The sequence below is a fragment of the Flavobacterium cucumis genome (assembly GCF_900148835.1).
Classification (GTDB): domain Bacteria; phylum Bacteroidota; class Bacteroidia; order Flavobacteriales; family Flavobacteriaceae; genus Flavobacterium; species Flavobacterium cucumis.
Map to the genome: position 1 here is coordinate 1243042 of NZ_FRYK01000001.1, position 14142 is coordinate 1257183.

General features: G+C 32.9%; 11 protein-coding genes and 1 riboswitch. Of the genes, 10 read left to right on the forward strand and 1 reads right to left on the reverse strand.

Features of this window, described 5'->3' with window-relative positions:
- Window positions 1–30: 30 nt before the first annotated feature.
- The 4 genes from BUE95_RS05695 (at window position 31) to metF (ending at window position 6809) form a co-directional block, all read left to right on the forward strand.
- The gene (locus BUE95_RS05695) at window positions 31–1203 is read left to right on the forward strand and encodes a trans-sulfuration enzyme family protein (protein WP_073582246.1); all 1173 of its coding nucleotides are present in this window, start codon (window positions 31–33) and stop codon (window positions 1201–1203) included.
- Between the two features lie 152 nt (window positions 1204–1355).
- Window positions 1356–1462, forward strand: a riboswitch (SAM riboswitch).
- 82 nt (window positions 1463–1544) lie between these two features.
- The gene (locus BUE95_RS05700) at window positions 1545–2537 is read left to right on the forward strand and encodes a homocysteine S-methyltransferase family protein (protein WP_073582248.1); all 993 of its coding nucleotides are present in this window, start codon (window positions 1545–1547) and stop codon (window positions 2535–2537) included.
- Between the two features lie 160 nt (window positions 2538–2697).
- Window positions 2698–5775, forward strand: coding sequence for a vitamin B12 dependent-methionine synthase activation domain-containing protein (locus BUE95_RS05705; protein ID WP_073582250.1), 3078 nt, complete (start codon window positions 2698–2700; stop codon window positions 5773–5775).
- 77 nt (window positions 5776–5852) lie between these two features.
- Complete coding sequence (gene metF / locus BUE95_RS05710) at window positions 5853–6809, forward strand: methylenetetrahydrofolate reductase [NAD(P)H] (RefSeq protein WP_073582252.1); 957 nt, start codon at window positions 5853–5855, stop codon at window positions 6807–6809.
- Here the strand turns inward: metF and gldA are convergent.
- On the reverse strand, window positions 6806–7711 hold the full coding sequence (gene gldA / locus BUE95_RS05715; RefSeq protein WP_073582254.1) for a gliding motility-associated ABC transporter ATP-binding subunit GldA: 906 nt from the start codon (window positions 7709–7711) through the stop codon (window positions 6806–6808). The two genes, metF and gldA, sit on opposite strands and share 4 nt — an antisense overlap.
- Before the next feature lie 266 nt (window positions 7712–7977).
- Between gldA and BUE95_RS05720 the strand changes: the two genes are divergently transcribed.
- From BUE95_RS05720 to BUE95_RS05745, 6 genes are all read left to right on the forward strand, one after another.
- On the forward strand, window positions 7978–8808 hold the full coding sequence (locus BUE95_RS05720; RefSeq protein WP_073582256.1) for a prephenate dehydratase: 831 nt from the start codon (window positions 7978–7980) through the stop codon (window positions 8806–8808).
- Between the two features lie 39 nt (window positions 8809–8847).
- Window positions 8848–9930, forward strand: a complete 1083-nt coding sequence (locus tag BUE95_RS05725) for a bifunctional 3-deoxy-7-phosphoheptulonate synthase/chorismate mutase type II (RefSeq protein WP_073582476.1) — start codon at window positions 8848–8850, stop codon at window positions 9928–9930.
- A gap of 77 nt (window positions 9931–10007) precedes the next feature.
- Window positions 10008–10529, forward strand: coding sequence for a hypothetical protein (locus tag BUE95_RS05730; RefSeq protein ID WP_073582258.1), 522 nt, complete (start codon window positions 10008–10010; stop codon window positions 10527–10529).
- 134 nt (window positions 10530–10663) lie between these two features.
- The gene (gene rsgA, locus BUE95_RS05735; RefSeq protein WP_073582260.1) at window positions 10664–11644 is read left to right on the forward strand and encodes a ribosome small subunit-dependent GTPase A; all 981 of its coding nucleotides are present in this window, start codon (window positions 10664–10666) and stop codon (window positions 11642–11644) included.
- Window positions 11645–11769: 125 nt separating this feature from the next.
- Complete coding sequence (gene dtd / locus BUE95_RS05740) at window positions 11770–12222, forward strand: D-aminoacyl-tRNA deacylase (protein WP_073582262.1); 453 nt, start codon at window positions 11770–11772, stop codon at window positions 12220–12222.
- Window positions 12223–12243: 21 nt separating this feature from the next.
- Window positions 12244–14139: a DUF3857 domain-containing protein gene (locus BUE95_RS05745; protein ID WP_073582264.1), complete on the forward strand. Its 1896-nt coding sequence runs from the start codon at window positions 12244–12246 to the stop codon at window positions 14137–14139.
- Window positions 14140–14142: the final 3 nt, after the last annotated feature.

A 14142-nucleotide genomic window follows, 5' to 3' on the forward strand; every position in this document is an offset into this window, starting at 1 on the left:
TCAACGATTAAACATCTCAACAAACAAACCATGAGTAACCAAAATTTAGGATTAGAAACCCAAGCTATTAGAACGCAATTAGAACGAACACAGTATTTAGAACATTCTGTTCCGCTATATTTAACTTCCAGTTTTATTTTTGAAGATGCCGAAGACATGCGCGCTTCTTTTGCTGAGGAGAAAGAACGCAATATTTACAGCCGATTTTCCAATCCCAACACATCCGAATTTGTTGAGAAAATTTGTCAAATGGAAGGAGCAGAAGACGGCTACGCATTTGCAACTGGAATGGCTGCTGTGTATTCAACTTTTGCTGCTTTGTTGAATTCGGGCGACCATATCGTTTCAGCGAGTAGTGTTTTTGGTTCGACACATACATTGTTTACCAAATATTTTCCAAAATGGAATATTACGACGAGTTATTTCGATGTCAACAAACCCGAAACGATTGAAAGTTTTATTCAACTAAATACCAAAATCCTTTACGCTGAATCACCAACGAATCCAGCGGTAGATATTTTAGATTTGGAATTATTGGGGAAAATAGCCAAAAAACACAACTTAATTTTAATCATTGATAACTGTTTTGCAACGCCTTATATTCAAAATCCAATTCAATTTGGAGCCGATTTAGTGATTCATTCTGCAACCAAATTAATCGATGGTCAAGGTCGTGTTTTAGGTGGGGTAACTGTTGGTCGCTCCGATTTAATTAGTGAGATTTATTTGTTTTCCAGAAACACCGGACCCGCTTTATCGCCTTTCAATGCTTGGGTATTGTCAAAAAGTTTAGAAACGTTGCCGGTTCGTATCGAGAAACATTGCGAAAACGCTTTAAAAGTTGCTGATTTTTTAGAAAATCATCCCAATGTAGCTTCTGTGAAATATCCATTTTTGAAATCACATCCGCAATATGAAGTCGCTAAAAAGCAAATGAAATTTGGAGGAAATATTGTGGCTTTCGAAATCAAAGGCGGAATTGAATCGGGAAGAAAATTTTTGGATAAAATCAAATTGTGTTCGTTGTCTGCGAATTTAGGAGATACCCGTTCGATTGTAACACATCCAGCTTCCACAACACATAGTAAATTAACGGAAGAAGAAAGATTAGCGGTTAGCATTACAGATGGTTTAGTCCGCGTTTCTGTCGGTTTAGAAACGGTTCAAGATGTAATTAACGACTTAAAACAAGCGTTAGAATAAAAGTTTTTAAATTATTTTATAGATTTATATTCTGTTTAAAAATATTAATTTAGAGTATAAATCTATAAATGTTATTTTTTTAATGAAATTTTAGAAAATATTTCATTATTTCAATTTTGTCACTACATTTGCAGTGTTCATAATTATAGTGTTTGTTATCACGAAAGCTGGAGGGAATAGACCCTGTGAAAGCTTAGCAACCCTACACTTGTAGAAGGTGCTACATTCTATTCCGATTTTTATCGGAAGCAGATAACGTTAGAATTGCTCTCCAACTTTCTACGGTAACAAATTAAGTTAATAAAGAGAAATTAGGCAATTAGCCTTTGTGAGAGAATACAATGTCAAAAATTCAAGAAGAAATCAAAAAACGAATTCTCGTACTCGATGGAGCGATGGGAACGATGTTGCAACGTTATAAATTTGAAGAAGAAGATTTTAGAGGCGAACGTTTCAAAGATTTTCCACATCCATTAAAAGGAAATAACGATTTACTTTCCATTACTCAACCCGAAGCTGTAAAATCGGTACATCGCGCTTATTTTGAAGCAGGTGCCGATATTGTAGAAACCAATACTTTTTCGGGAACTACTATCGGAATGGCGGATTATCACATGGAAGATTTAGTCTATGAGTTGAATTTTCAATCAGCAAAAATCGCTCGTGAAGTTGCTGATGAATTTACCGATAAACCAAGATTTGTTGCGGGTTCAATTGGTCCAACAAATAGAACCGCTTCTATGAGTCCAGATGTGAATGACCCAGGATTTCGCGCGGTGAATTTTGACGACTTAAAAATTGCTTACAAACAGCAAGTCGAAGCTTTAATTGATGGCGGTTGCGATTTACTTTTGGTAGAAACGATTTTCGATACTTTAAATGCAAAAGCCGCTTTGTTTGCGATTGAGGAAGTGAAAGAGGAACGCAATATCGATATTCCAGTAATGGTTTCAGGAACAATTACCGATGCTTCTGGAAGAACACTTTCAGGACAAACGGTGGAAGCTTTTTTGATTTCGATTTCGCATATTCCTTTGTTGAGTGTTGGATTTAATTGCGCTTTAGGAGCTGATCAATTGAAACCGTATTTGAAACGATTAGGAAATAATACCTCGTTAAATATTTCAGCACATCCAAATGCAGGTTTACCCAATCCCTTCGGACAATATGACCAAACGCCTGAAGAAATGCAACAATTAATTCGCGAATATTTAAAAGAAAATTTAGTGAATATCATCGGTGGCTGCTGCGGAACGACTCCTGAACATATCAAATTAATTGCTGAGGTTGCAAGAGAATTTAAACCTAGGACGCAACAATTTAAATCCGTTTAATCGGTGAAATCCGTGGAAAAAAATAGAACAATGAAAAACAATTCGATAAAAATACAATTCGAAACATTTTTACAGTCGCAACGATGTTGGGTTTGCCAATACGTTAGCGACAGCAAAACCTTTTGGAAGGATGTTGCGAAACATTATAAAAGAATAAGTAATGCGTTATAATTCCGATAAATATTTAAAATTATCAGGTTTAGAACCTTTGATTGTGACTCCAGAAACCAATTTTGTAAACGTTGGAGAACGAACAAACGTAACCGGTTCTAGGAAATTTCTTCGTTTAATTAAAGAAAAAAAGTACGATGAAGCTTTAGAAATTGCACGTGCACAGGTAGAAGGTGGCGCGCAAATCATCGATGTCAATATGGATGAAGGAATGTTAGATGGCGTTTATGCGATGACTAAATTCCTAAATCTAATCGCAGCCGAACCCGATATTGCCCGAGTTCCAGTAATGATTGATTCTTCGAAATGGGAAATCATTGAAGCCGGTTTAAAAGTTATTCAAGGGAAAGGCGTGGTGAATTCGATTTCGTTAAAAGAAGGAGAAGCTACTTTTATTCATCATGCCAAATTAATCAAACGATACGGAGCTGCAGTAATTGTAATGGCTTTTGACGAAAATGGTCAGGCGGATACTTACGAAAGACGTATCGAAATTTGTAAAAGAAGTTACGATATTTTGGTTAACCAAGTGGGTTTTCCAGCAGAAGATATCATTTTTGATCCTAATATTTTTCCAGTTGCAACCGGAATGGAAGAACACAAACTAAATGCTTTAGATTTCTTCCGATCAACCAAATGGATTCGCGAAAATCTTCCGTATGCTAATATTTCAGGCGGAGTTAGTAACGTTTCTTTTTCTTTCCGTGGTAATGATAAAGTGCGTGAAGCAATGCATTCAGCATTTTTGTATCATGCGATTCAAAACGGAATGACGATGGGAATTGTAAATCCTGAAATGTTAGAGATTTACGATGAAATTGATCCCATTTTATTAGAACATGTTGAAGACGTTTTATTAAATAGAAGAGAAGATGCCACAGAGCGTTTACTAGATTTAGCCGAAAGTTTCAAAGGTGATGTAAAATCGAATGAAAAAGCGATTGCCGAATGGCGAAATGGTTCGGTTCAAGAGCGATTAACGCATTCATTAGTAAAAGGAATTGACGAATTTATCGAAATTGATATCGAAGAAGCTCGTCAGTTAGCTAAAAAACCAATCGAAGTAATCGAAATCAATTTGATGGCTGGTATGAATGTGGTTGGCGATTTATTCGGAAGTGGGAAAATGTTTTTGCCGCAAGTAGTAAAATCGGCTCGCGTAATGAAGAAAGCGGTTGCTTATTTACTTCCTTATGTTAGCCCCCCAACCCCCGAAGGGGGAGCTGAAAAGCAATCGTGGAATACGGCTAGCCCAATATTGTATAAATCTCTAAAAGAGAAAGCAAAAGAAATGAGAAACAAGCCAACTGAGGCAGAAAAATTGCTTTGGAGTGTTTTATCGAATAAAGGGATTGATGGTTATAAATTTAGAAGACAACATATTATTGGTGAATATATTGTAGACTTTGTTTGTTTGGAAAAAAAACTGGTTATTGAGATTGATGGTTCCATTCATAATTTGAAAGAACAAATAGAACATGATAAACAGAGAACCGAATGGCTTGAATCTAAAGGATTTAAAATAGTAAGATTTAAAAATCAGGAGGTTTTAAATAATTTATTTGAAACTATTGAAAACATCAAAAAGGAATTATCCATGAAGTTTGTAGCTCCCCCTTCGGGGGCGGGGGGGGCTGGTAAGATTCTGATGGCAACTGTAAAAGGTGATGTGCATGATATTGGTAAAAATATTGTTTCTGTAGTTTTAGCTTGTAATAATTTCGAAATTATTGATTTAGGTGTGATGGTTCCGCCAGAAAAAATAATTGAAACTGCGGTTAAAGAAAATGTAGATATTATTGGTTTGAGTGGTTTGATTACGCCATCGTTGGACGAAATGGTGTATTTGGCCAAAGAAATGGATAAGTTGAATATCAAAATTCCAATCATGATTGGCGGTGCAACCACTTCTCGTGCGCACACCGCTGTTAAAATTGCTCCAGAATATAAGGAAACGGTGGTGCATGTAAACGATGCATCTCGAGCAGTAACCGTTGCAACCCATTTATTACAACCCGATACTAAAATCACCTACGCAAAATCACTTCGTGAAGAGTATGATACACTTCGTGAAGGTTATTTGAATAGAAGTCGCGAGAAAAATTTCTTATCAATAGAAGATGCAAGAAAAAATAAATTCAAAATCGATTGGAATAATTACGAACCTGTAAAACCAAATTTCATCGGAACAAAAACCATTGAAGTGGAACTTTCAGAATTAGTAGATTTCATTGATTGGACACCGTTTTTTCAATCATGGGAATTGTATGGAAAATTTCCAGCGATATTAACTGATGATATTGTAGGTGAACAAGCTTCTGATTTATATAAAGATGCCCAAAAGATGTTATCTCAAATTATTTCAGAAAAATGGTTCACAGCAAAAGGGATTTTAGGAATTTTTCCAGCGAATACTATTAATGATGATGATATCGAAGTAAATCTTCCAACTTCCAACTTCCAACTTCTTACTTTAAGACAGCAATCTCAAAAAACAGCAGGGGCTCCCAATATCGCTTTAGCAGATTTTATAGCCCCGAAAGAAATTGGAAAACAAGATTACATAGGATGTTTCTGTGTATCTACAGGTTTTGGGGTAGACGAAAAAGCTCTAGAATTCGAAAAACAATTAGACGATTATAATTCTATTTTGGTGAAAGCTTTAGGAGATAGATTAGCAGAAGCATTCGCGGAATATTTGCATTTAAAAGTGCGTAAGGAAATTTGGGGTTACGCTTCTGATGAGGTGTTGTCAAATGATGAGTTAATCAAAGAACAATACAAAGGAATTCGTCCTGCTCCGGGTTATCCTGCTTGTCCTGATCATTTGGAAAAACCAACGATTTGGAAATTATTAAAGGTGGAACAAGAAATAGGAGTAAAGTTAACCGAAAGTATGGCGATGTGGCCAGCAGCTTCAGTTTCGGGTTATTATTTTGCGAATCCAGAAAGTAAATATTTTGGTTTAGGAAAAATTAAAAAAGACCAATTAGAAGATTACGCCAAAAGAAGAAATATTAGTATTGAATTAGCCGAAAAATGGCTGTCACCCAATTTAGCAGATTAAATATTTGTTTCAAGTTTCAAGTTTCAAGTTTCTCAACTAACCTGAAAATTGAAACCTGAAACCTGAAAATAAAAAACATGAAAGTAACTGAACATATACAAAACGCCAACGGAAAACCTTTGTTCTCCTTCGAAATTTTACCGCCTTTAAAAGGGCAAAACATTCAATCTATTTTTGACGGGATAGATCCACTGATGGAGTTTAATCCCCCTTTTATTGATGTTACCTATCATCGAGAGGAATATGAATTCAAAGAGTTAGAAAACGGTTTGCTTCAGAAAAAAGTAGTTAAAAAACGACCGGGAACTGTTGGTATTTGTGCCGGAATTCAAAATAAATATCAGGTAGATGCTATTCCACACATTTTGTGTGGCGGTTTTACGAAAGAAGATACGGAGAATCTATTAATTGATTTAGATTTTTTAGGCATCGACAATGTCGTTGCCCTTCGTGGTGATGCAGTAAAAAGCGAAACTTATTTCAAACCCGAAAGAGAAGGTCATGCATATGCTTCTGAGCTAGTAGCACAAATATATAATTTAAATAACGGAATTTATTTAGACGAAGACTTACAAAATTCAACTAAAACGGATTTTTGTATAGGTGTTGCGGGTTATCCTGAAAAGCATATGGAAGCACCAAGTATGGATAGTGATATTCATTTTTTAAAACAGAAAATTAAAAATGGTGCTGATTATATTATAACCCAAATGTTTTTTGACAATCAAAAATTTTTTGATTTTGTAAATAAATGCAGAACAGCGGGGATTACTGTTCCGATCATACCTGGACTAAAACCCATAGCCACAAAAAAACAGTTAAACTTAATTCCACATCGTTTTAAAGTTGATTTGCCCGATGATCTGATTATGGCAGTAGTTAAAGCAAAAGATAATGATGTCGTAAAGCAAATTGGAATTGAATGGTGCATTGAACAAAGTAAAGGTTTGGTTCAAGCAGGGATTCCGGTTTTACATTATTATTCCATGGGTAAGGCAGAAAATATTAAAGCTATTGCTAAAGAAATATTTTAATTATTTTTTGTTGTTTTTTCTCTGAAAATCTGCTCTAAATTTTTGCTTTTTAATACGATTTGTAAGGTTCTTAATTGATGGTCTTGTGCAAAATCAAATAAATTTGGGCGCATATCTGACGTTGAAGAAAATGTTAATTCCCACACTAAATCGTGGGTATTTTTGACGCTCTTTAAATTAGGAAGCGCGTTAAATATATTTTCATTAACTTTTTTGTCAAATTCTACTTCAATGATTTGTTCCGCCTCTTCGTCAACTAAATTATTTAGTTTTTTATCGGTAACTATTTTTCCTTTATCGATAATGATAATTCTATCACAGATAGCTTCTACTTCTTGCATAATATGTGTTGATAGAAAAACGGTTTTATTTTTTCCAATGTTTTTTATTAAATCGCGAATTTCAACTAACTGGTTTGGATCTAAACCAGTAGTTGGTTCGTCTAAAATCATCACATCTGGATTGTGTAATAAAGCTGTTGCTAATCCTACGCGTTGTCGATATCCTTTGGATAGTTCACTTATTTTTTTATGACTTTCAGGAGTTAATCCTGTTAAAGTAATTACTTCATCAATTCTCGATTTAGCCACATTATGAAGATCTGCATTAAAAGCTAAATATTCTTTTACATATAAATCTATATATAACGGATTATGTTCTGGTAAGTATCCTACTGATTTTTGAACTTCTTTTTGTGCGGCAGTCACATCGTGCTCGTTAACCTTAGCTGTTCCACTATCTGCTGATAAATAAGTAGTCAGGATTTTCATTAGTGTTGATTTTCCAGCGCCGTTAGGGCCTAAAAAACCTACTATTTCTCCTTTTTTTATAGAAAAACTAACGTTGTCCAATGCTTTTTGGTCACCGTAATTTTTTGAAATATTTTGAATTTCTATCGACATACTTTTTAAATTTTAGCAAAAATAACTTTTTTTAAAAGAACTCAAATTTATTTAAAAAAGTATTTCGATTTCATTTTTTTTATTACTTTAGCCAAATATATGAACAAACTCAAAATGCTTACAAATAGCACATTTTTTTATAACAATTCTTTTTATTTCTTCTGGTGTCAGATGAGGGATTGTTGTGCTATCATATAAATTGAATAAATTATATTTTATAAACATACAATCCCGATGCAAATCGGGATTTTTTTTTGCTCGTACTAATGGAAATAAAAGTTGCAATTCAAGGGATAAAGGGTTCTTTTCATCATCAAGTAGCACATCACTATTTTGGTGATTCCATTCGGTTAGATGAGTGTCAATCATTTAGAGATGTGGTAATTAGTTTAAAGACCAATCAATCAAACAAAGCAATTATGGCGTTAGAGAATTCTATTGCAGGATCAATATTGCCTAATTATGCCTTAATTGATTCGAACGATTTGCATATTGTTGGGGAGTATTTTTTAGATATTCATATGAATTTGATGGTTTTTCCAGGTCAAACCATTCAAGATATTCATGAAGTGCATTCGCATCCTATTGCATTATTGCAATGTGCTAATTTTTTTAGTCAATATCCACACATCAAGTTAGTGGAAAGTTCTGACACGGCAATTACAGCAAAACGAATTCAGGAGAATCAATTAAGAGGAATTGGCGCTCTTGGTGGACCAGTGGCTTCACAGATTTATAATTTGGAAATAATCGCAGATGGAATTCACACTGTCAAAAGTAACAAAACACGATTTGTAGTATTGAAAGCCTCTACAAAAGAAATTCCAAAAGAGCGCATTAATAAAGCGTCAATAAAATTTGAATTGGATGATACACCAGGGTCTTTGGCAACGGTTTTAAATGTGTTGAATAATTGCAAATTAAATTTAACAAAAATTCAATCGTTGCCTATTATAGAAACTCCTTTTACGTATGCTTTTTTTGTGGATGTAGTTTTTGAAAAATACAAACATTTTGAAAAAGCAAAAAAGGTAATGGAAATTATGACTGCGCATTTCAAGGTTTTGGGTGAATATGAAAGAAGTAAACAACAATAATTTAAGAATAAATAGTAATTTTACAGTGAAATAATGGTTATGGAAAATAAAAAAGAATTACGTACTTGGTTAGATGATTTTCAATTGAATCATCCACTTGTAATCGCGGGTCCTTGTAGTGCAGAAACCGAAGAACAAGTTTTAAAAATTGCACATGAATTGAAAAATTCGGATGTTTCCATTTTTCGTGCTGGAATTTGGAAACCTCGTACCCGTCCAGGTGGTTTTGAAGGTGTGGGCGAAATCGGATTAAAGTGGTTACAAAAAGCTAAAGCCGAAACAGGTTTATTAATGGCCACAGAAGTCGCAACGGCAGCTCACGTGAAATTAGCATTGGAACATGATATTGATGTACTTTGGATTGGTGCTAGAACTACTGTAAATCCATTTGCTGTACAAGAAATCGCGGATGCTTTGCAAGGAACCGATAAGATAGTGTTGCTAAAAAATCCTGTTAATCCAGATTTATCTTTATGGATTGGCGGTTTAGAGCGATTGTATAATGCGAATATTAAGAAATTAGGTGTAATTCACAGAGGATTTTCTACTTATGAAAAAACGAAATACAGAAACAATCCCGAATGGCAAATTGCTATTGATCTGCAAAATCGTTTTCCCGATTTGCCTTTGATTTGTGATCCTTCGCACATTACAGGAAGACGGGATATGATTCAGGAAGTATCGCAACAAGCTTTAGACTTGAATTATGATGGATTGATTATTGAAACGCATATTGACCCAGATAACGCATGGAGTGATGCGGCGCAACAAGTAACTCCAGCAACTTTGAAACAAATGTTCGTTAATTTACGCGTTAGAAAAATTTCAGATGATGAAAGTGAGTATAATCAGAAAATGGCAAAATTGCGTTTGCAAATTGATGAGTTTGATGGGAAACTACTAGAAATACTAGGTAATAGAATGAAAGTAGCCGATAAAATCGGGGTGCTCAAGAAAGAGAAAAATGTTGCAATTTTACAAAACAAGCGTTGGAATGAAATTTTAGGAAAAATGATTTTGGAAGGTGAAGAAAAAGGATTAAGTAATGAATTTGTGATGCAATTATTTAAAGCGATACATCAAGAAAGTATAAGTCATCAAGAAAAAGTTATGAAAAATTAATTTTTTTCTATTGAGATGTTAAATAAGTGGAATATTTTTATACTTTAGCGCCAAAATAATCACAAAATAGAAAATAAATGAAAAAAATTTTATTCTTAATTTTTAGTTTAGTTGGCTTTATATCTAATGCACAAGTAGATAAAATTTACAAACATAGCGGTGAAGTTGTAGATGGTAAGGTCGTTAGATTAGATGAGTTTACAATAGTATTTAAGTATGATGGGGAAGATGCTGAAAATACTATAGGTAAATATGCAATTGAAAAAATTGTTTATGGAAAGACAGGACGTGTTGAAGAGGTAACAGAGAAGATTGTTATCAACGGAGAAGATGATTGGGAGAAAGTGGTTATTTTAGAGGATAAAGCCTATATTGCTGGTTTGAAAAAAGTTGATGAAGTTAGAGGTAAAACAGGCTTGATTAATTATCATACTGGAAATACAGGCGACAAAAAAGCAGAAAAGAAATTAAAAATTGAGGCAGCAAAAATGGGATGTCCTTTTATTTTACAAACTGCTGATAAATCAACAGTTGGTGCTAATTCTAATTCATTAGGAGGTTCTCAAGTTATTAAAAAAGGAATTGGTTATAAATATTAATTTCTTTCTAGAAATTTTTAAAGACCACTTTTAAGTGGTCTTTTTTATTTATAATTTTTAATAAGAAACACTATCTTTGCTACAACTAACGAGTTAGATTTAGAAAACTTCTAACTTTTAACTTCTAACTTTGCATGACAGGAATCGTTTATAAATCTACTGGAAGTTGGTATACCATCAAAACAGAAAATGGTGACTTTTTGGAGTGCCGTATAAAAGGTAAATTTAGAATGAAAGGTATTAAAAGTACCAATCCTATTGCCGTTGGAGATGTAGTAGATTATGATATCGAAAATACATCTGATGAAACAACTGGAGTTATAACAGCTATTCATGAAAGAAAGAATTACATTGTAAGAAAATCAGTAAATCTATCGCATCAAATGCATATTATTGCGTCGAATATTGATGTGGTGTTTTTATTGGTAACTATAAACAATCCACCCACAACAACAAGTTTTATTGATCGATTTTTAGTTACAGCTGAAGCTTACGGAATTGAAGCTGTAATCGTTTTTAATAAAATTGATACTTTTGATGAAGCTACTTTAGATGAACAATTGTATTTGCAACATGTTTATTCATCAATTGGTTATAAATGTTTACGTGTCTCTGCAAAAGATGCAAAAGGTATTGAGGAATTGAAAGCTTTAATGAAAGATAAAGTTTCGATGTTTTCGGGCCATTCAGGTGTTGGGAAATCAACTTTGGTAAATACGTTAGAGCCATCATTGAATTTAAAAACCAAACAAATATCAGAGTCACATGCCCAAGGGAAACATACTACAACCTTTGCCGAAATGTTTGATTTGTCTTTTGGAGCAAAAATTATTGATACGCCTGGAATCCGAGGTTTTGGGATTGTGGATATGGATAAACAGGAAATAGGAGATTATTTCCCTGAATTTTTTGCTTTGAAAGATCAGTGTAAATTTAATAATTGTTTGCATAAGGATGAACCACATTGTGCTATTAAAAAAGCATTAGAAAAGGACGAAATTTCTTGGTCGCGTTACAAAAGTTATATACAAATTTTAGAAGGTGACGAAGAACACTATCGTTCGGATATTTATGATGCAGAGAGAAGAGCTAGTGATGAAACTAGAAAGTCATAGTAGTGGTGGTTTATTGTATTTAAAAATCAGGGTTATAAAAGTTAATTTTTAAATTTTGGTTACTAAAAAAAGTGTAAATACGGATTTCCGTAAATAAATTCTGTTATTTTTCCTATTTTTGATAAATGAAAGCAGTTATTCAAAGAGTTTCTCAGTCATCAGTTGTAGTAGATAGTCAGGTAATTTCACAAATTCGACAAGGTTTATTGGTTTTAGTTGGAATTGAAGATGCAGATAATGAGGATGATATCAATTGGTTGGTATCAAAAATAGTTCATCTTAGAATTTTTGCTAACGAAAATCAAATAATGAATTTGTCGTTAAAGGATATTGACGGGGAGATGATTGTAGTAAGCCAGTTCACCTTACATGCTTTGACTAAAAAAGGGAATCGTCCCAGTTACATTAGAGCATCAAAGCCTGAAATTGCTATTCCACTTTACGAATCCTTTTTAAAACAAATGGAAAGTGAATTAGGTAAAAAAATACAAACTGGACAATTCGGAGCCGATATGAAAGTGAGTTTGGTTAATGACGGTCCCGTAACTATTATAATTGATACAAAAAATAAAGAATAAAAATTCCATACAAATTTAATTATGAAAAAAAATCTCATTCTTTTTCTTTTTTTCTCTCTATTGAATTATTCACAAGATTTGAAATTATCGACACTATTTATTCCCAAAGAATTAATGGAAAATGCTAATAGTGTAGTTAGAAATCAAAAATTAGAAATTAATATTTTGTCTCAAAAGTTGATGCAAATTCGTAAATCAAAAATTATAACAGTTTTAAATAGTAAGGGATTAAACAATATAGATGCGGTAGAATATTATGATGGCTCTACAAAATTAAAGTCTATAGAAGCTGTTATCTATAATGCATCTGGTGCTGAACTGAGGAAAATAAGAAGAAAAGATTTTAAAGATCAAAGTGTTGCGGATGGCTTTTCTGTTTACAACGATAATAGAATGGTTTATTTAGATTATACCCCTACTGAATACCCTTTTACAATTGTTTACAATAGTGAAATAGAAACGTTTAATACTGCTTTTATTCCAACTTGGTATCCTCTTGACGATTATTATGAGAGTATCCAAGAATCATCAATCGCTATTAAATATGAAGTTGATTTGGGTTTTAAGTTTAAAGAGAGAAATTTTATTGATGATAAGATAAAGAGAACAGAGCAAAGTCAATTATTATTCTATTCTGTAGAAAATTATCCAGCAAGGAAGTATGAAGAGCTTTCACCAACATTTATTCAAAATAATCCATCTGTTTTATTTGGATTAAACTCTTTTTACCTAGAGGGTTATCAGGGAAATGCAAGAGATTGGAATGAGTTTAGTTCATGGGTTTATAACAGTCTTTTAAAAGATACAGAAACTTTACCAGAGGCAACAGTTGCAAAAATGAAATCTCTTGTTGGAGATGAAAAAGATCCAATAAAAAAAGCAAGAATTGTATATAAGTTTGTTCAAGATAAAACACGTTATGTTAGTGTTCAAATGGGAATTGGTGGATGGAAACCGATGTTAGCAGCAGATGTAGATAGGTTAGGATATGGAGATTGTAAAGCATTGTCTAACTATACTAGAGTTTTACTTAAGAGTGTTGGAGTAGATTCTTATTATACCATTATTTATGGAGGAAATAATAAGCAGAATATATTAGATGATTTTGTTGCTATGCAAGGTAATCATGCGATATTATCTATTCCATATAAAAATAACTATATATTTTTAGAGTGTACCAGTCAAACAAGTCCATTCGGTTTTAATGGTGATTTTACAGATGATAGATATGCGTTAGTTGTAAAACCTCATGGTGGAGAAATCATAAAAACAAATGATTACAATAATTCAAAAAGTAAACAGAGTATAAAAGCTTTTTGTAAAATTAATGAAAGAGGGGATTTAAAGGCAAAATTGAATTATAAGTCAAAGGGAGTTCAATATGAACAAAAAAGTGAAGTTGAGATTAAATCAAAGGATGATCAAGAATTGCATTATAAAGAGATGTTAAGTTGGTTGAATGCACTAGAGGTAAATTCAGTATCAATTATAAATGATAAAGAAACGATTGAATTTATAGAGGATTTGGATGTTTTAGTTCCATCGTATGCTACTTTTTCCAATGGATTAATGTTTAATTTGAATGTTTTTAATAGAACATCATTTATACCACAGCGATACAGAAATAGGTTAAATTCTTTTGAAATCGATACTGGTTTTTTTGATGAAGATGAAGTTGAGATTGAAATTCCAAATGGGTACATTGTTGAGGCAAAACCAAATAATGTTGAAATTTCAGATAAATTTGGAACATATAAAATGGAGATAGAAATAAATACTAATAGAATATTATTCAAGAGGAGTTATTTGTTAAAAAATGGATCGTATCCGAAAGAGGAATATGAAAAGTTTAGAAATTTTTCAGAACAAATTTCAAAAGCAGATAATTCAAAAATTATTTTTAAAAGAACTAACTAATTA